General features: G+C 56.6%; 12 protein-coding genes. 3 read left to right on the top strand and 9 right to left on the bottom strand.

Annotated features, from left to right (window positions below; translation table 11 throughout):
- Window positions 1–46: 46 nt before the first annotated feature.
- The 4 genes from ACW9IR_RS23005 to hmgA form a co-directional block, all read right to left on the bottom strand.
- On the bottom strand, window positions 47–1,402 hold the full coding sequence (locus tag ACW9IR_RS23005; protein WP_102900653.1) for an MFS transporter: 1,356 nt from the start codon (window positions 1,400–1,402) through the stop codon (window positions 47–49).
- 142 nt (window positions 1,403–1,544) lie between these two features.
- Entirely contained in the window at window positions 1,545–2,180 is a 636-nt protein-coding gene (maiA, locus tag ACW9IR_RS23000) for a maleylacetoacetate isomerase (RefSeq protein ID WP_102900654.1), read from the bottom strand.
- A 12-nt stretch (window positions 2,181–2,192) separates the two neighbouring features.
- On the bottom strand, window positions 2,193–3,497 hold the full coding sequence (gene fahA / locus ACW9IR_RS22995) for a fumarylacetoacetase (RefSeq protein ID WP_102900655.1): 1,305 nt from the start codon (window positions 3,495–3,497) through the stop codon (window positions 2,193–2,195).
- A 3-nt stretch (window positions 3,498–3,500) separates the two neighbouring features.
- The gene (gene hmgA, locus ACW9IR_RS22990) at window positions 3,501–4,805 is read right to left on the bottom strand and encodes a homogentisate 1,2-dioxygenase (protein ID WP_457465195.1); all 1,305 of its coding nucleotides are present in this window, start codon (window positions 4,803–4,805) and stop codon (window positions 3,501–3,503) included.
- 164 nt (window positions 4,806–4,969) lie between these two features.
- Here hmgA and ACW9IR_RS22985 point away from each other — a divergent pair, with 164 nt between their 5' ends.
- Complete coding sequence (locus tag ACW9IR_RS22985) at window positions 4,970–5,758, top strand: IclR family transcriptional regulator (RefSeq protein WP_095119429.1); 789 nt, start codon at window positions 4,970–4,972, stop codon at window positions 5,756–5,758.
- A 29-nt stretch (window positions 5,759–5,787) separates the two neighbouring features.
- Here ACW9IR_RS22985 and ACW9IR_RS22980 read toward each other — a convergent pair whose 3' ends face one another.
- From ACW9IR_RS22980 to ACW9IR_RS22965, 4 genes are all read right to left on the bottom strand, one after another.
- Entirely contained in the window at window positions 5,788–9,276 is a 3,489-nt protein-coding gene (locus ACW9IR_RS22980) for a dermonecrotic toxin domain-containing protein (protein ID WP_457465194.1), read from the bottom strand.
- A 286-nt stretch (window positions 9,277–9,562) separates the two neighbouring features.
- Window positions 9,563–12,118 carry a LuxR C-terminal-related transcriptional regulator gene (locus tag ACW9IR_RS22975; protein WP_457465193.1) on the bottom strand — a complete coding sequence of 852 codons (2,556 nt, stop codon included), beginning with the start codon at window positions 12,116–12,118 and terminating at the stop codon, window positions 9,563–9,565.
- Between the two features lie 138 nt (window positions 12,119–12,256).
- Window positions 12,257–13,624, bottom strand: a complete 1,368-nt coding sequence (locus ACW9IR_RS22970; protein ID WP_457465192.1) for a DUF1329 domain-containing protein — start codon at window positions 13,622–13,624, stop codon at window positions 12,257–12,259.
- 23 nt (window positions 13,625–13,647) lie between these two features.
- The gene (locus tag ACW9IR_RS22965; RefSeq protein WP_102900660.1) at window positions 13,648–15,441 is read right to left on the bottom strand and encodes a DUF1302 domain-containing protein; all 1,794 of its coding nucleotides are present in this window, start codon (window positions 15,439–15,441) and stop codon (window positions 13,648–13,650) included.
- A 721-nt stretch (window positions 15,442–16,162) separates the two neighbouring features.
- On the opposite strand from ACW9IR_RS22965, the gene ACW9IR_RS22960 reads away from it, so the two are divergent.
- The gene (locus ACW9IR_RS22960; protein WP_457465191.1) at window positions 16,163–18,466 is read left to right on the top strand and encodes an S-type pyocin domain-containing protein; all 2,304 of its coding nucleotides are present in this window, start codon (window positions 16,163–16,165) and stop codon (window positions 18,464–18,466) included.
- Complete coding sequence (locus ACW9IR_RS22955; RefSeq protein WP_016987012.1) at window positions 18,463–18,720, top strand: hypothetical protein; 258 nt, start codon at window positions 18,463–18,465, stop codon at window positions 18,718–18,720. Before ACW9IR_RS22960 ends, ACW9IR_RS22955 begins: the two co-directional genes overlap by 4 nt.
- Window positions 18,721–18,764: 44 nt before the next feature.
- Here the strand turns inward: ACW9IR_RS22955 and ACW9IR_RS22950 are convergent, their stop codons facing one another.
- Window positions 18,765–19,676 (bottom strand): SDR family oxidoreductase, encoded by a 912-nt coding sequence (locus ACW9IR_RS22950; protein ID WP_102900663.1) that lies wholly within the window; start codon window positions 19,674–19,676, stop codon window positions 18,765–18,767.
- Between the last annotated feature and the right edge of the window lie 159 nt (window positions 19,677–19,835).

Below are 19,835 nucleotides of genomic sequence, written 5' to 3'. Positions count from 1 at the left end.
ATGTATTTCCCTGTAGGAGCTGCCGAAGGCTGCGATCTTTTACTCTTCAGGATTTGACAGAAATCCCCACTCCAACTGCCGAACTGCCTTCGGAGGGTGAGCGCACCTGGATGATCAGCAGCGCGGCAATCACCGCCGGGATCGCACAGAAGAAGAAAATCTGTTCGACCGGAATGTGCATTGCCAACAACAGGCTGCCAAACAGCGGCCCGAGAATCGAACCGAAGCGCCCCACGCCCAACGCCCAACCAGTGCCCGTCGCGCGCACATGTGCCGGGTAGAAGTTACTGGCAAACGCATTCAGCGTCAGTTGCCCGCCGATGATGCAGAACCCGGCGGCGAAGACGCAGGCCACCAGATAACGCGGATTGTCATGATTGAGCCCCAGCAGAATCGTGCACAGCGCTGCGCCCGCCAACACGCCGGACAACAACCGCACCTTGCGCTTCAAGCGGTCGGCGAACCACGCCATGCAGATCGCACCCAGGGTACCGGCGAACAGGAACATCGACGTCACCAGATTCGCCTCGTTGAGTTTCAGGCCACTTTCCAGCAGCAGCGTCGGCAGCCAGCTGATCATGAAGTACAGCAGAATCAGGCTGACGAAAAAAGTCGCCCAGATCAGCAAGGTCGGCCGCGCGTAGCCGTTGCGGAACAACTCGACCACGGTCAGTTTGCTGCCCTGCTCGCGCTCGTTCTGCTCGACACTGGCAACGGGCGGCTGCCAATCCGGCAGCATCCTTGCGGTAACTTTGCGCAGTCGTACATACGGCGGTGCATCACGCAACAGGCGTGGCAGCGACTCCGGTAGCATCCACCAGAGAAACGGAAACAGCAGCAACGGCGTGACGCCACCGGCAAGGAACACCGCTTGCCAGCCGAATTGGTCGATGAACCCGGCGGCGACAAAACCACCCGCCGCGCCACCGAACGAAAAGCCACAGGCCGCCAGCGTCACCATCAAGGTGCGCAAACGCGGTGGCGAGTATTCCGACATCAACGCCATGGCACTGGGCATCGCTCCACCCATGCCGATGCCGCAGATGAAGCGCGCGATCATCAGTGTGTTCAGCGAATCGGCGAAGACCATCAGCACGGTCAGTGTGGCGTAGATCAGTACGCAGGCGAGCAGAATCCGGCGCACGCCAAAGCGGTCAGCCAGCGGCGTGACCGCCAGTGAACCAAGGGTGAGACCGAGCAGATTGGCGCTGAACACAGGCCCGAACGCCGACTTTTCCAGCCCCCAGTCCTGCGCCAGCGCGGGCACCACGTAACCGAGCACTTGGGCGTCGTAGCCGTCGGTGACCAACAGCAAGGCGAGCAGGATCAAGAGCAACCACTGATAGCGGGACACAGGGCGGGCGTCGAGTGCCGCGCGAAAGCTGGCAATCTGGTTGTGCATCGCAAGGTACCTGTTTTGTTTTTATGATCATGCGAATGGCGATATTCCCTTGTAGGAGTGAGCCTGCTCGCGATAGCGGTGGTTCAGTCAGAACATCAGTGACTGACACTCCCTCATCGCGAGCAGGCTCACTCCTACAGGGTTATGGGGTGTCTGGTTGATTGGCAGGATGAGCCTTGATGAACGCTGGATGTTCAGCCGCCAATGCGGCGACCCGACGAATTTTCGGATACGCCTCAAGGCTGACGTTGAACCGCTCTGCCGCATACAACTGCGGAATCAGGTAAACATCAGCCACGCACGGCCACTCACCAAAACAGAAACCCTCGTCGCCAATCAACTGCTCCACTGTCGCCAGCCCTTGGCTGATCCAGTGACTGATCCACTCGACCACCTGCGGCTCGTCGTGCCCCAATTGGCGCAGGCGATTAAGCACACTGACGTTGTGCAGCGGATGCACATCGCAACCGATCACCGCCGCCACACCGCGCACCTGGGCGCGGGCGAGCAGATCCTCAGGCAGCAACGGCACCTGTGGATAACGCTCCTCCAGATACTCGATGATCGCCGGCGACTGAATCAGCAAACCGCCTTCGTCAGTGCGCAGCGCCGGCACCCGCCCCTGTGGATTGATCGCCAGATAAGCCGCTTGCCGATGCTCGCCACCCGGCGGTGCGATCAGGTTGACCGGCAGCGCCTGGTAGTCCAAACCTTTGAGCGCCAGCGCAATTCGCACCCGGTACGACGAGGTGGAACGGTAATAGGTATAGAGATCCATGAGCCGCTCCTGTCAGCGCGCCGGCAACACTTTGCCACGGCACTCGCCGAAGCCGATCGACGCAAAACCGTCACGGGCACAACGCGCACGCAAGATGATTTCGTCGCCATCTTCAAGGAATTTCCGCACCTCGCCAGACGCCAGTTCGATCGGCTTTTTGCCGCCCTCGGTGATTTCCAGCAGGCTGCCGAACTGACCGCTCTCAGGGCCGGACAAAGTGCCCGAACCGAACAGGTCACCGGCCTGCAACTGGCAACCGTTCACGCTGTGGTGCGCGACCATTTGCGCGACGGTCCAGTACATGTAGCGCGTGTTGCTCAGGGTCAGGCGATGGGCCGGCAGGTTCTGCTCGCGCATGGCTTCAGTGAGCAGCAGCACTTCCAGCTCGATGTCGAAGGCTCCGCCGTCCTGATCGCGTTTGTCGAACAGGTAAGGCAGCGGCTGCGGATCACCTTCAGGACGCTTCGGTTGCGCGGTGCGGAACGGCTCCAGCGCTTCCGCCGTGACCACCCACGGCGACACACTGGTAATGAAACTCTTGGACAGGAACGGACCCAGCGGCTGGTATTCCCACGCCTGAATATCACGCGCCGACCAGTCGTTGAGCAGGCAGAAACCGGCGATGTGATCAGCGGCGTCGCCGATGGCGATTGAATCGCCCATCTCGTTGCCCTGACCGATCCAGATGCCCAGCTCCAGTTCATAGTCCAGGCGTGCGCACGGACCAAAAGTGGGTTCGGTCTGACCGGCCGGCAAGGTCTGGCCTTTCGGACGACGCACGTCGGTGCCGGATGCACGCACGGTGGAGGCACGACCGTGATAACCGATCGGCACATGCTTGTAGTTCGGCAGCAACGGGTTATCCGGACGGAACAGTTTGCCGACGTTCTGCGCGTGCTCGATGCCGACGTAGAAGTCGGTGTAATCGCTGATGCGTGCCGGCAGGTGCAGTTGGCAATCGGCGGCCAGTGGCAGCAGTTTCGCGCCCTGAGCTTCGATGTTGCCACGGTGCGTGCTGCCTTCACTGAACAGTTCCAGCAGGCGTGTGCGCAAAGCCACACGTGCCTCGCGACCGAGGTCGAAGAACGCGTTCAACTGGCCGCCGTGCATGGCTTCGACGGCGCTACGTGCAGCACCGTCGAACAGCCCGGCTTCCAGCGCCACTTGCAGATCGAAGATGTGTTCGCCAATCGCCACGCCAGCGCGCGGCGCCGCATCGTTGCTGCTGAACACACCGAGCGGCAGGTTCTGCAGCGGGAAATCAGCGTGGCCATTGGCCGATACAACCCAGCTGCGGGTGATGGAATTCTGCGTCATGGGTTATCTCCGGGTCGGGTCGAACGTGGCGGGCAAAGTGGCCCAGCAGGCATCGTAACTAGGTTGCAATTGTGGGCAGTCGAGGGCGAAACGGCTTGGGCGCAACACTTGGCTGGTCTCGAACATGAAGGCCATGGTGTTGTCGATCTTCGCCGGTTTGAGTTCGGCGTTGATCGCTTTGGTGCAGGTCTCGCCGTCCGGGCCGTGGGCGCTCATGCAGCTGTGCAGCGAGGCACCGCCGGGCACAAAACCTTCAGCCTTGGCGTCGTATTCGCCCTGGATCAGGCCCATGAATTCGTTCATCAGGTTGCGGTGGAACCATGGTGGCCTGAAGGTGTTTTCGGCGACCATCCAGCGCGGCGGGAAGATCACGAAATCGAGGTTCGCCAGACCGTGGACGCTGGTCGGCGAGGTCAGCACGGTGAAGATCGACGGATCCGGGTGATCGAAACTCACCGTACCGATGGTGTTGAAACGGCGCAGATCGTATTTGTAAGGCACGTTGTTACCGTGCCAGGCGACCACGTTGAGCGGCGAGTGATTGAGTTCGGTGGCCCATAGCTGGCCGAGGAACTTCTGCACCAGCGTGGTCGGTTGCTGCAGGTTTTCGTAGGCGGCGACCGGGGTCAGGAAGTCGCGCGGATTGGCCAGACCGTTACTGCCGATCGGCCCCAGATCCGGCAGGCGCAGCGGTGCGCCGTGGTTCTCGGCGACGTAACCGCGGGCTTGCGGGTCGAGCAATTCAACGCGGAATTTCAGGCCACGTGGCAGCACGACGATTTCCAGCGGCGCCACTTCCAGCACACCCAATTCGGTAGCAATGCGCAGACGCCCAAGTTGCGGCACCAGCAGCAGTTCACCGTCGGCGTTGAAGAACACCCGCTCCATCGAACGGTTGGCGGCATAGTTGTAAATGCTGATACCGGACGGTTTTTCGGCGGCGGAGTTGGCCACCATGCTCACCAGGCCGTCGATGAAATCGGTCGGTTCGGCCGGGATCTCCAGCGGATTCCAGCGCAGGCGATTGGGCGTCACTTCACCCAACGGGCCACCGGCCAATTGCCGCTCCAGTTTGACGAAGGCCGGGTGGTTGGCCGACGGCTGAATGCGGTACATCCAGGTGCGCCGCGCTTCACTGCGGGTCATGGTGAACGCGGTGCCGGAAAACAATTCGGTGTAGAGGCCGTACGGGGCTTTTTGCGGGGAGTTCTGGCCGACGGGCAGCGCGCCGGGCAACGCTTCAGTGCTGAATTCGTTGCCGAAACCGGACTGATAAGCCAAGGCCTGCGCGGTTGAATCGAGGTTCATGGAGCCTCCTGAACAGGGAGTCGGCAGTGGCCCATCGCTCTGGCTCAGAGGTTTCGGCACGCCGGGGTTGTTATTATCGTAATTCGATTACGCATAACGTAATTTGCTCGCTATCCAGCGTCAAGCTATAAAGACGCCCATTCGTTTCGGAACCCGGCCGCACCATGGAAAAAACCAGCGACAGCAACGGCAAACAGAAAGTCCGCTCCGCCGAAGTCGGCACCGACATCCTCAAGGCTCTGGCCGAGTTGTCGCCGTCGACTTCGTTGTCGCGGCTGGCCGAACACGTGCAGATGCCGGCGAGCAAAGTGCATCGCTATCTACAGGCGTTGATTGCCTCGGGTTTTGCCGAGCAGAACGCCGCCACCAATCATTACGGTCTCGGCCGTGAAGCGTTGCGCGTGGGCCTGGCCGCCCTCAACAGTATGGACGTGCTGAAAGTCGCCGCCCTGCCGCTGGCCGAACTGCGCGACGAACTCAACGAAACCTGCTTTTTGGCGGTGTGGGGCAATCAGGGCGCGACCGTGGTGCACATCGAACCGGCGGTGCGTGCGGTGACGGTGGTGACGCAATTGGGTTCAGTGTTGCCGCTGCTCAGTTCATCGACGGGTCTGGTGTTCAGTGCCTATCTGCCGCATCGGGAAACGGGTGAGTTGCGCGAGCAGGAGATCGCCGCTGCCGATCATCCGCTGAAGGACGAGAAGACGTATGCAACGCTGTGCGAACAGATCCGCGAACGCGGTCTGCACCATGTGCATGGTTTGCTGATGCCGGGTGTGGATGCGTTGTCCGCCCCGGTGTTCAACGCCGTTGGCCAGGTCGCCGCCGTGTTGACCATCGTTGGCCCGACCTCACTGTTCCACGCCGACGAAAACGGCCCGGCGGCGCAGCGGTTGCTGGCGGCGACGCGGGCCGTGAGTTGGCGCATGGGGTTCGAAACGCCTGCTTCCTGAACGGGTAGGCCGGCGCCTCGATTAATGGATCAACCGATCAGTCGCGTGGTGCTTTCCACCCTGTGAGGCGGGACGGCAACTGCACTGACATAACTGATACCAACGGGGACACCGGTTACCGCCGAGAGCAGGTCTGCGTAATCATTGACCCGAGACAACAGTCCGATCGCGCTGACAGAGTTGCCGACTCCGGCGATATTGCCGATATAAAACATGATGGCCGCCCTCCAGGCACTGGCAAAGTAAGCATTGGCTACTGCCTTATCGCCGTCCAGCGAGGCAGAAATGCCCTCAACGATCGTGTAGGCGATTCGCAGCACACTCACTACCGCCCCTACCGGAGGCACAAACAACGAGACAACATCCAAAGCGATACCGATCAGAATCTTGGCATCGACCCAGACCGCCTCCCAAGTGCTGGTGGTTTGATAATCCACGTCAGCCCTGAAACGCTTGATCATGGCCTCGTATTCGTCTTTGAACTCGTTGCCCACCTTGTAGGCGTTGTACAGCCTGGGTAGTGCTTCGGGCGCCCCCCCGAAATCGTACTTGGATGTGAGTTTCTTGACCGCCTTTTGATCCTCAAGACTGACCATTCGTAAAACATGGCTTTTAAAGGCGGAACTTTTAAGCCGCGCCGACAATTGTTCGACCGGGAAGAAATCATTCCCGTCATGGGTCCCCGGTACATAGACAACAGACTGCAGACGCCCGTTAAATTGGCGACTAAGAACATAAGCACCGTGAATTCTTTTGCCTTCCAAGGTGAAATGATAAACGCCCACGTTTGGTACGCTTGTATACCCGCCCCAGCGAATGTTGCTATCAAGACCTTCAATAAGCGTTTTCAGCCAATTGAAATCCTCATTGGATATCGTGCGCCGGATTTTCTGGGCCAGGGCTGCGGTGAGCATTTCGTTCTGCTTCAACTCTCGGTAAAAAACTTCCTTCAGAACCCGACGTGGGTTCGAGATGAATTGTTTCTCAAGATACACCTCGTAATGTTCACCGGGTTTCAAATCGATAAGATCATTGATGGCCTGTACATTTAATGCCCGTACTACACCGACACCGCTGAATGTGGCAGTTCGAAGATAATCTCTCAACTCATTTATTGCTATGGAAACGCCTGGAACGACGGCACTCACGATTTTTTCAAAAACCGTGACATCACTACGCCAAATCTGCCACTGAATGAACAGATTAGTGAGCGTCATTTCTGGAACATTATGAATTTTGACCATTACATCATTCGGATCGAAGACAGGAACTTTAAGTCCCTTAAGCTCCCAATATCGGGTGAATGTCTTCATCACCAGATCACGAGAAAACTCCTTGAAAGGCACGATTTTCAGATCGTCTTTTGCAACGTTCTGAATAGCTTTGAACTCTGTATGCAATCGAACAGATAACCCTTGTTCCTCCAGCGAGGCTTTTCTGAACCATTGAGGAGTGTAGGCTTCTATCTGCTTGGTTTCCCAACTGAGGATATTTTTTACCGCATTTTCCAGCGGATAGTCTTCAGTAGCAAACGGAAACTCAAAGCTCAACTGGCCAATCCACCGTGGAGCCCAACTATCTCCTGTGACTTCAGCCACCATTCTGGTTACATCAGACAGAACGGCCTGAGACTTCAAATACTCCCAACTTTCATTATCCTGAACCCATTCTAATAACTTATTCCTTAACTGTTTGGGAGTGAGAAACTCAAACCACTCTTGTCCGGATGGAAAACCCGGCGCATACAACACGATGAAACCTTCTCGATCAAGCTTTCTTGTAAAATACCTTAAATCCTTGAATGCTTGATACTGCTGACCGAGTTTGATCTCTCCGGACATAAAAGACAAATCACCAAGATTATAGCGATTGACCATGTCATTGGCAGGCGAAGTCAAATGTCTCTGCAGCACCGCGCTAAATATCGACAGCGCCGTCCTCTTGCCTTCCAGATCTCGAAGCGCTTCTAAAACTTCACGCCTGGAATAAACCGCTTGCCGCACGTCGTTATAACGGTTCCGTACATTCAGCGAAATGATCGAATTGATAAGATTCGAAGGCGTTAGTTTGGGATTGTAAGGCTGATTTTCCACAGCAATCTCATACTGACCTTCTTGATCATGTACGCCGTACATAAACGCCTGGGTGAGCGTTTTGCGCTCCCGTGTCTCAATCTGTTGGCCGTTTGTTACTTTCAATAAATGTCGAACATTGACGAAGACGCTATCGGGGTCAATCCGAACGTCCTTACCCGGCGAAATGAATTCTTCCACTTCATTTTTTGCAAAGTCCTTGAGCGATGCGAACCCCTTGGTCACTTCATGGTATTGAACCTCACTTTCCAGCAGGCGCTGTTGCAATGCCTCATAAATCTCCTGATTCGTCGAACCGGCATTTTTCAACCAGGCCGGCCACCTGTTTTTTTGCGCTCTTCGCAGAAGTGCTACCTGGCGAGCCTTCGCCTGGCCAGGAATATCCGGTAGAGCCTGAGCAGATGTCACCGACGCGACTACCGAAGCAAAATCCGAATCCGAATCCGGATCAGCGAACCGGGCCAGCTGTTTCACAACATCACCACAGGACTTCTCAATCCCGTTATCGCTGACGCGTGCAAACAGATCTGCCTCAACTTTCAAGTAACGGAACTCAGGTAGCGTCGGGAAATTTTCTCGCTCATTGATCGCAAGTGACTGCAAGAAAACCTCACGACTGTCACCTGACATCAAGCGTTGCTCCAGCGTCTGATGCAACTCAGCAGAGGAGGAGAACTTTTCGACGCCATGGGTCGGGGAATAGAGCACTATCGCTGTATCGGCCCGCGGAACGAGTTCATTCATGACTGGCGCTTCGAGTGGGATGGCGAACATTGAACGTTGCTCGCTATAAGCGTCTCCTCGACTGCCGATAAATACGCCATACCACTCCCCACGCGAACCCGGCTGAACCATATAACGGATACGCTGAAGTTCGGTCCGGCTAATACCGCCCTCATTAGAAAGCACCTCAAGCTCATGCAGAAAGAGATTGGCTTGAAGCTCGCTCAGGGTCGTTTTTCGCGAAAGGGAAAACCGTCCATAACTTTCGTCTTTTCCCGCCCAGTACTCTTGCAGCGCCGCAACGTAGTAGTCCGGCAATGTTCGAAACAGATGCAGCAGCAACTTCTCCACAGCCGCCAGAGAGACCGCAGAATAGATATCTCGATAATCGGTAGAAAGCGGGCGATCATAAATCGCGTAATACTGTGCATCGTATGTTGGCGCCCTGCCGCGCTGAAGGCAGTCATTCAAAACTTGAAACAAGCCGCCTACCGGCTCCATTTGCTTCAGCTTGACATTGCTACGAACATTAATATTGACAAGACGTTCATCAATGCCTGGCGCGAATTCGTCAAGTGCACGCTTTAGACAAGCACGCAAGATAAAATCAAATACAGGCATGCCCTTCAAGTGATCCGACAGTGCGGCCAGTGCCTCACCCAATCCCGTGAACCCGGTTTCCTCAAGATTACGAACTTCCATTGTAAAAAACCTTTTCAGTCTGAACTTACAAATATCCAAATGACATTTGCTTCGTCAATTCAAACTAAACTAGGAAGTTCTCGAAAAGACACTCGGAATACTTTTCCAATCTTGTACTCGAGTAAAATTGAACATTCCGCACAAATAATACGAATTACTTATTTACCCATACCGACACCTCCAGAAACTTAAACGCGCCAACCACCAGACATTGACACTTACACTCAAGAAATTCTTCACAAGAAACGCAGCCACTTCCCCCCTAAAGAACACAAATAAAAAAACACTAAAACACCATACCCATTGACTTGGCACTCGCCACGGCCTGAGTTCGTCGTGCAACACCTAACTTCCCATGTATGCGTCTGGCGTGCGTCTTTACCGTATGCAGAGAAATAAACAGTTGATCCGCAATTTGTTGATTTGAGTATCCCTTGGCAATCAGACCTAAAACTTCCAACTCTCGTAGACTGAGCAGACCGCTGTCACTTATGGCCTTGTTACCAGGCGATTCGACGACCTTGTTATTGAATGTACTCAACAAATCAGGTTGACGCAGTTTCAGTTCATTTAATGCCTGGTGCAAACCATGGTGACTGGACATTTCCAACCCCTTCTGCAAGTGACGACGTGCCGAAGTCAGATCGCCTTGAATGTAGGCAGATTCGGCCAACACCAGATGAAGGTCGGTTTCCAGCCACAACATTTTGCGTTGTTGCGCCGCCTCCAGCAAAAGCTGGAGGCGGCCGAGCGGATTGTGCGCTTTGCGCAAGCCAACTTGCGCAAGGATCAACAAGTATTCAATGCGCGGAATCAACTCAAGTGTCGCGGGTGGCGCTTGCAAAGCATTCGGTCCTTGGTAGTGTCGCAGCAGGCGTGTCATGGCCTCGCATACCAGCTCGGGACGTCCCTGCTGTAACCAGAACAGGCTGCTGACTTGCAACAGCACGCCCCGGTACACTGTTTCCGGAATCAACCTTTGTTGCATCAGACGCTCCGCGTCACGCAGCCATACGAATGCCTTTTGATAATCAGCCTCATTGGCGGCCAGCTGCGCCAATCCCAGATAGCCATACAACACCCGCTTGTCTTGATTGCGCTTGCAATCGTCCAGCCCCGACTGAAAAAACACAGCCGCCGAGGCATCCTGGCCCTGACTCAGTGCGATGCGCCCACGGCGCAAGGCTATTCGCCCCAGCAAAGGACTCAGGCGGTTCGACTGCCGGGCGAGCAAATCATGCACGCTCGCCAGCAGACTTTCAGCCCGAGGCGCCGCGCCGCGCTGCTCGAGTAGTTGCCCGTGATCGAGTTCAAGCAGCGCTTCGACAACCAGCGAACCTTGCGCCCGCGCCAGACACAGCGCCTGGCGATTCAGCGTGTGGGCCAAATCCAGTTCCCCGCGCAACAGAGCCTGTTGGGTCAACCCTGACAGACACATCACCCGAGCGATCCACTTATCGGGATCGAGTACTTCCAGCGCTTGCGAAAAGTGTTCATGAGCGGCCACCATTCGCCCTTCCAGATGCAGTAACCAGCCTTGCAACGTTTGCCAACGCGAAATCAACTGCCGCTCAAGCGCTGGCGAAGGCTGGGGAATGAATACCCCCAGGTGCCCGATGCATTTCGCTGCCTGTTCAAAACGACCGGCAAAGAGCAACGCAGCGGTAATCAGCTCGACCAGTTGCGGAGTGCTCAGGGTCAAATCCCCACCTTGTTGCTCGTGCAATCGCACCAATAACACGACCGTTTGCTCTTCAAACAACTGCTCGAAACTAAAGTGCTGCAGCAGGCTGACTGCCGCTTCATATTCTTCAGCCAATAACGCCTGTTCAAATGCCGAGCGCCAATCCCGTGCGGCACTGAACCACTGGCAGGCACGTCGATGCCATGTGCAGCGCGACGGTAATTGCTTCTCGCACACGACGCGAGACAGGGGCGGGAAGATGTGCAACCAGTCCCCGGAATCATTCCAAGGCTCAATAAAGCAGCCAAGCATTTGCAATGTGCGCAGGTGTACAGCCCCCTCCCCGGCGCCGAACAGATGCTCGCATAGTTGCGCATTGAAGCGCGGCATTTGTGCAAGCACGCGCCAGACTTCAATGAGTTCCGGCGTGAGGCCACTGAAGAGTTCATGTTGCAGGTAATCGAGCAGCGTATCGACGCGTTGTTGTGGTTCAGTTGTCTGCGACCAATCGCATTTGCGCAATAGCGCCATGCGGACGCCGGCACACCAGCCAGCGGTTCGCTGGTAGATTCGCGCAGCCACGTCCCTCGCCTGCTCGGCGGGCAAGTGCTTCAGCGCATGGGCGATTTCTGTTTGGGTGAGCGCCAGCGTCGGGCTTTCGCACTCGTACAGTTCATCATCGAGCAGCAGACGGGGCCAGTTGCATTGCGGACGTCTTCGCGCGCCGATCCACCAGACACACGCGGGACTGCTGACCGTCAGTAACCGATCAAGCAGCGCGTCCAGCGTCGGATCCGGCAAACGGCAGTAGTCATCGATAAACAGCCAGGTCGGCCTCGACCAGTGACTCAGCGCAGTGACCAGAGCGGACTCCGTTGCTTCGACCAGTCCCAACGCCTGCGCCAGGCGCAGACAAAAGTCACTGGTACTCAATGCCGCGCCCGCCAGCGGCAACCAACCTACTTCGCAGCGTGGCGGCGCCTGCAGCAGGCACTCGGCAAGCAGCGCACTCTTGCCACTGCCGGCAGGTGCGCAGATCAACCTGACCCGCGCCACCGACTCAAGCAGTGGCTCGCTCAAGCGAGGGCGAGGCTGATGATGAGAAGAAAGTCTGGGCAGAAATCCGGGGCGATCCAGACAGGCAGTCATGGCGGTCATCGGGTGAGCCTTTTTATCGTTGTGCCTTCACCCTAGCCCTCTCCCATGGACTTGTTGACGAGTATTCAGCGCGCTGATTGGCAGCCATAAAAAAGGCGACCGAGCGGTCGCCTTTTGTCCACTGATGTATCAGAACCGTTACCGCACACCCTCTGCACGCAAGGCCGCTGGGGTGTAGTCGGCAGCCTTGGCTTCGAAGTCGAATATATAACTGTGCTTCTCTTCGTTCTTCATCCCCAAGGCAATGTAGCGGCCGGCAATGATGTCGTAGAGCGCTTCGAGTGTGTACGCCTGAGCCTGATGCTCGTAGTGATATTCAGAGTGGCCTTCGGCTACGCGCCAGAGTTGACCGCGACCGTCGTAGTGGTCGGCCAGTGCAACCTGCCAGCTGTCTTCGTCGATGTACATGTGACGCTTGGCGTAGATGTGCCGCTCGTTCGGTTTCACCGTGCCGATCACTTCCCACACCCGGTGCAGTTCGTAACGGGTCAGATCCTGATTGATGTGCCCCGCCTTGACGATGTCGTCGTACTTGAGACTCGGCGAATCGAGTTTGTAGCTGTTGTACGGAATGTACATTTCCTTCTTGCCGACCAGTTTCCAGTCGTAGCGATCCGGTGCGCCGGAGAACATGTCGAAGTTATCCGAGGTACGCAGGCCATCGGCTGCAGTGCCCGGGCCGTCATAGGCCACTTGCGGTGCACGACGCACCCGACGCTGGCCGGCGTTGTAGATCCACGCCAGGCGCGGTTCCTTCACCTGATCGAGGGTTTCATGGACCAGCAGCACGTTACCCGCCAGACGTGCCGGCGCGGTCACTGATTGTTTGAAGAAGGTCAGCACGTTGGCGGCTTTTTCCGGGTCGATATCCTTGATCAGTTGCGGCACGGCGATCTCTTCTTCGAAGCGGATCGGCGTGTAGCTGCCGTTGGTCTGCGGGGTCACCTGAGTAATGATGCGTTTGACGTTGCCGCCGTGGTAACGGGTGATGTGATTCCACAACACCTCGACGCCGTTCTTCGGAATCGGGAACGCGTAGTAGCGATTGCCGGTGAAATTGGCCAGGCCGTTACCGTCGTTGATGGTGGTCACGTTGAGCGCACTGCGTTTGGCCGACTCGTAGATCTCCGCCGGTGCGGCGACCGTGCGGTGGGTCGGGTAGACCGGGATCTTGTAGGTTTCCGGATAGCGTTTGAACATCGCTACCTGGCCATCGGAAAGTTTGTCCTTGTACTTGTCGACATTGGACGCGGTGATGGTGAACAACGGTTTTTCATTGGCGAACGGGTCAGCGAGAAAGCCTTTGCTGTCCACCGCTGCAGCATTTTTCGGGATGCCGCCGGTCCACGCCGGAATCGAACCGTCAGCATTGCCGGCCTTCTCGGCACCCAGCGGCGTGAGGCTGGTGCCGAGCTTGTTGGCCTCGTCCGGCGACACCGCCGCCATCACATTGGCTGCGAGCAGACTCAGGGCCAGCACACCACATTGCAGAATCATTTTGCGCATTGCAGTCATCCTTCTCGGGCAGATCAGAAGTTCACGCCGAAGCTCAGTGCGACGAAGTCACGGTCTTCGAGGACGTTGTAGTCGCCACCGAAAAAGTCGGTGTAACTGAGGCTCGCGGTGTAGGTGTTGCGGTAGTCGGCATCGACGCCGAGGCTGATCGCTTTCGCGCCTTCGTTGAACAGACCGTTGGGCCCGTAACCGGCGACGTCGTGCGACCACGACAGGTTGGGTTTGAGGTTGATCCCGCCGATCACGTTGGCGTAATCAAGGATCGCCCGGGCGCGGTAGCCCCAAGAGGTCGAGGTGACAAAACCGTCGGTGTCGCCGCCGAAACCGTACTGCCCGTAAACCGAGTCGCGGCCATAACGCAGCTTGTCGCGCGACTCCAGTCCGCCGACCCGCACCACCGCCGCTTCACCGACCAGAGTCAAACGCTGAGCGCCCCAGACCTGATCGAAGAAGTGCGTGAGGGTGCTCTGGATTTGCGTGACTTCCTTGCGCCGATAGCCTTTGTTGTCCGCTCCCGGTGACGTCGCAAGTGGCGACGCCGTGCCACCGGCAATCGGATTGAGCAGCGCCAGCGTCAGGTCGTTGGTGTTGACCTGCACCGGGGCATTCGGCCGGTAGCTGATCTCGCCGGTCCACGCGGTACCGGTGGGCAAAGTGGTGGAGAAACTCGCGCCGTACAGGCGAATGTCTTCCGGATACTCAAGGTAGTACTGGCCGCGCCCGAGCATCACGCTCTGCGCCAGACCGGAACCGCTGCCGGGTGCCAGGCCATTGGCGATACCGACCATGCCCGGCAACGCCGCCAATGTCGAAAGCCCGGCCGTGGTAGTGCCTACCGTCGGCGTACGACTGTGGTAGTTCATGAAGTAGAGACCGTACTCAGTGTCATCACCGAGCCAGCGCAACGCCGTACCCCACTGCCCGGAATCCCGCGCATCACGGTCGCCGCCACGCGGGATCACCACGCCTTCACGGGTGACTTGAATGCCTTGGCCGAAGGCTTGGGTCAGCGGCACAAACGGCGCAATCGCCGGGTTGCCGACGGTGTAGCCGTTGTTGCAACCGTCCGCCGCCACATCGACACCGAAGAAGGTGCCGCAGTTGTCGAGAACGGTCTGGTCCCATTCCAGTTGATAGAAACCTTCGACAGTCAGTTGATCGGTCAAGCCTTGCGAGCCAAACAGCATGTTCACCGGAATCAGGCCTTCCTTGATCTCGGCACCGGGACGGCGAAATGCGGAAACGTCGATCGGGTTGATGCTGTTGATCGAGTTGCCGATAAACGTACTTTCGCCCCAGCTCACCACTTGTTTACCGGCGCGCACGGTGCCCGGCAGATCGGCGATGGAATAGTTGTGATAGACGAACGCATCGAGAATTTGTGCGCCGGAGGATTTCGCCCCTTCCTTGCGCCCGCTGTCGCTGATCGGCTTGAACTCGCGGTCTTCGTCCTTCAGCTCGAAGTCATACCAGTACTTGCCGCGCACGAAGACACCGGTGTCGCCGTACTTGAGTTCGAGGTCGTGAATGCCTTTGAAGATTTTCGAGAAGGTCTCACCCTTCTTGAAATTTAAACGCCCGTCATCACCGGTCGAAGATTGCCCGGTACCACCATTGACCGTGCCGACCAGCGACTTGTCGGCATCGCGCAGGCCCCAGCTCGCACCGATCGACAGCGACGAATCGAAGGTACCTTCAATCTCGCCAATGTTGAACGCAACCGCTTGCGCCTGGGCGCAGCAACCCAAAGCCACCGCGGCTGCCAGCGCCTGCGGTGTGAAGATGGCGCGCATTGTTTTTGTTGTCATGCGTCTTCCCCGGTGAGTGACAGAAGGCCCCACCCTACTGCCGGGCAACCGCGTCGATAAGCGCACCAAGGAGGTATTCGTGTTGTCGTTCGAAAGGATGAATGGCCTTGCGGGACGGGACTTTGCGCCGCTCATGGATCGGCTGGATGAAGGATCATCAGTGCAGCGCATGGTGCACATCGGATCACGAGACTGTTGCATGCCCCGCAACAGTGCATGTCCGGAATCGGTATTTTTCCTGCGCGTTCAAGACCTTATTCTGAACGCGCTTTCACGGGACACGCCGCAAAGCACGAAGCACTGGCCTTTGAGCAACTCAGGCCATTGCTGACAGATTTCAGATAAATCGAAGACTTCGGTTTATCGCCCCGGTGTTCACTGACGTTGATTTGTAGCTCCTTGATCCAACGTCTTACCTTGGCCGCTGCGTTTGCAGCGGCCTTTTTTATGCCTGTTGAAAAGTCATCCCTACAACCTGCAAACACTTTCCGAGAACAACGTAGGAACTTTCCTGCGGCGCAGAAGAATTCTCCTTGCTTTGTTATTAGCCTGCGAAAAACCTCTCGAAACAACGCCCTGTTACTTACGGGCTTCTCAGATTTTGTAACCGCAAGTCTGATGTAACTTGAAACACCTCAACCCCTCGCTGGTGACACGGACGTCACTATCGGCCGCGCTGACTTGCCAGCGAGTTATCACGCACATTCAAAAGGACATGAATATGCAAAAGCCTCCACCCTTTGTGTTAACCGAAGCTATTCAAACGACAGCAACAGCACCCCCCAACACACCTTTGATTCGAGGGACATCACCGAACCTCTCCCAAAGCGGCACGTTTGCTATTCCCAACAATGTTCAAGTCAACTCTCGGGAGTTTACTGCCCACAGCCTGAGAACTGCTCGTGAGTTTCAAACTCGAACAGAGCAACTGCCCCAATCAATCGAGCAGGATCTGGCCGCAACGCGGCTGGAAGGCGCAACCCACCCACTTCCTCCCGCGCAAGCAATCATTCGTGAACTGGGTGTACGGCATACCCTGATTCAAAGAAAAACCGCTGAATTTCATCAAAAAACAGCACAAGCCAATCAGTTCTTTGGAGATGACCCACTTAATAAAGACTTCCATGCCTACTTTCGAAAAGCCCAAAGCATCGATAGAACCGTTAATGCGCGGGGAATTGCTATGCAGACCTGGGCTGCCTCGTACAGAGCCGCACACGAAGCGAAATTGCTGGCGCAATCAATTCAGATGCTCAACCAGCAACAGGTCAACGTGCAGAACTGGCTGACCGCCGTTCAGGCAAATGATCAGGCGCAAGCACAAGCGGCGGCAGAAGCTCAGCGATTGGCAGCAGAACGTGCGCGAATCGCGGCTGAACAGCAACGTCAAAGAGAACTCGCCGAAGCAGCACGTGTGGAGCAAGCAAGACTTGCGGCTCTGGCAGAGACTCAGCGCTTGGCTAAAGAACATGCCCGCATCGAAGCAGAATCAAGGCGAGAGGCTGCTGAAAAGGCAAGACTTTCCGACCAGCATCACCAGCAGGCCCTGGTCGAAGCGACAAGACGCAAAAATGAAGAGGAAATGATACGTACGTCAGAACAGGCCCAACTTGTCGAGCTGGCGAATAAACAGAAACTGGCTGCCCTTATGGCAGGATACTCTGAAACTTTGACAAGGTTGATTGCTGAAGCTAGGGCCCAATCGCAGGAAAGAACTCGGATTGCAGCAACAAATTCTGTGGTGGGTGACACAGATTCCAAAGCCGAAGCAACTACGCAAAAACTCGCAACCGAGCAGGCTCCACTTCAAACGAAACCGGAACAACCTATCGAGAAGGTGCAACAGCAAGAACGCGGAGCAACAAAAGTCCAGCACGTCTACCCGGCTTCAGGAGTACTGGCGACCAACAGTACGGTTGTATCATTTGCGTCGAAAGCTACGCGCCTTTCTCCTGCAACATCATCCGCCATTCTTACCTCTCTGCGGGCGGGATTACTGACCGTGCAGGCGGCAGCCACTGCGCTGATAAGCGGTCCGGTACTGGTAGGGTTCGCGGCGCTGCTGATGCCTTCACGCCTGGGCAATGGCGAGCGCTTTTCCATGAGCGTGCCGCTTGCCGAGTTGTCGTCGGAGTCTGCACAGACACTGCGTGAAATAGCCGTTCGGCAAGGCACGCTGGAGCTGCCTGTGGGTTTGGGCGTAAGGCGGCTCGGGGCTGGCGCGGAAATCTTCGTCGCCACAAGCGATGACTTCCATATCCGCTCGAGTGTGCTGGTTCTGAATGCGGCCTATGACTTGCTGAATGATGTTTATGAAGTAGCGCTGCCAGATTCGCCGACGGACTTTCTGACCTGGACGCCCGCTATCTCGCCGGGTGACAGCTCGACTGAGTCGCCCATGGTAGATACCGACTCCCCTGCGTATACGGGCGCTCCGATTGTTCCGATTGAAGGACGGCTGGACCTGAATCCGATTCTGGTCGAAGGCTGGGAAAGATTCATCATCGTGTTTCCCGATGACTCGGGGATTGCACCGCTGTATGTGGTGTTCAGCAGTCCTTATGCGGGTGCAACCACCAAGGGTAAATACAGTGGCCGCGATTTCAATCCAGAGCAGGCAGGTGGCCCAATACTTGATCTGGATTGGCGAACGGCAGTTATCACTCAAGCCGGCATTGATGCTGTGAAATTACATATCGCAAGGCTTGACCAATCAGATGCCAACGAAATCATGATTCAACGTCTGGAAAAAATTCTAAGCGGGCACTGGGAGTTCACCGATACGGATTTACGCTATTACACTCATGAAGTACGCGAGCTCGAGAGGTTTCGCGCGCTGGGACTGGGTGACGATTTCAAGCCAGACAGAGAGTCGCCTCTTTGGAACAATGCGCATACGGCCACGCTAGAAGATTTCAAGCTTCGCGACGATGAGTCTTTGCTCTATTCCCAAGACGCCATTGCTGCTGCAGACAAGCAAGATGAAGTGTTTTTCAAGAATCTGTTGAAAGGAGGTAAGCAATGAGCATCGTTGAGCAAATAGTAAAAAATGAATCTGTAGAAGATGTACTAACCGTGTTCGCACTCGGCTCCGCCATACCTTCCCTAGACAGAATGTTTGGGCGCTACAGGTACGAAGTTATTGCAAGCGGCGAACTTCTTGAAACCTATGCACGACTCTTCGAGCAAGGCGTTTTGGCCAATGGCAGCGGACCAGTTGCCGTCAAAGGGCCTAACTGGCGAGCGCCTAGGTTTATGACTGACAACACGTATTCTTAAGTAGCAATGCAGGCCACCAAGCCCAAGCTTGGTGGCCTCACCCCTTAAAGCGAATACTTCTGCAAATTCGCCATCATTTCCTTCAGCGCTTCAATATTGTCCTTCGGATGCGCCGCCCCTTCGAAATCGCAAATCTGTTGCCAGTGCGCGGCGACATCTTCCGGTGAGAAGCCAACGCGTGGGTCGAAGCCGGCACCGAGGCTGCGTTCCCAACGCACCTTGCCCATCCAGCCGCCACCGACTTCGAACAGCCCAGAGGTTTCCTGGCATTGCTCGCTGGCCAGATACACCACCAGCGGACTGACCAGCTCCGGCTTCAATTGCTCGAACACTTGCGGAGGAATGAGGCCCTCGGTCATGCGCGTGCCGCCGGTTGGCGCGATGGCGTTGACCAGGATGTTGTTCTTGCGGCCTTCGATGGCCAGCGTGCGGGTCAGGCCGTAGAGGCCGAGTTTGGCCATGCCGTAGTTGGACTGGCCGAAGTTGCCGTAGATGCCTGAGGTCGAGGCGGTGAAGATCACTCGGCCGTAGTTTTGCTCGCGCAGGTGCGGCCAGGCGGCGCGGGTGACTTTGTAGGCGCCTTCGACGTGGACGCGGTAAACCAGGTCCCAGTCGGCATCGTCCATTTTGTGGAAAGTCTTGTCGCGCAGGATCCCGGCGTTGTTGACGACGACGTCGACACGGCCGAAGGCGTCGAGGGCGTTCTGCACCAGTTTGTCGCCGTCGGTGACCGAGTCGTGGTTGGCTTCGGCGATACCGCCGGCCGCGCGAATTTCTGCTACCACGCGATCGGCGGCGGAGGCGTTGGCGCCTTCGCCCTGAGCCGAGCCGCCGAGATCGTTGACCAGCACTTTCGCGCCTTGTTTGGCGAACAGCAGAGCGTGCGCTCGTCCGAGGCCACCGCCGGCTCCGGTGACGATTACGACTTTATCTTCGAAACGCACAGACTCATTCATCGCAGCAACTCCAGCAGGCCAGTATTGGTCCTGAGTGTCAGGCACGCGGCTTTTGGTCACAACGAACACGGCTGAGGCTGAATGGTGTGCGATAAGGTTGGGGGATGATGAAGGTGTCAAAAGGTCAAAAGATCGCAGCCTGCGGCAGCTCCTACACAA

It is taken from the genome of Pseudomonas sp. SDT291_1_S447, assembly GCF_054070155.1.
The sequence above is the reverse complement of the archived record's forward strand: the minus strand, read 5'-3'. Positions and strand labels throughout refer to the sequence as shown.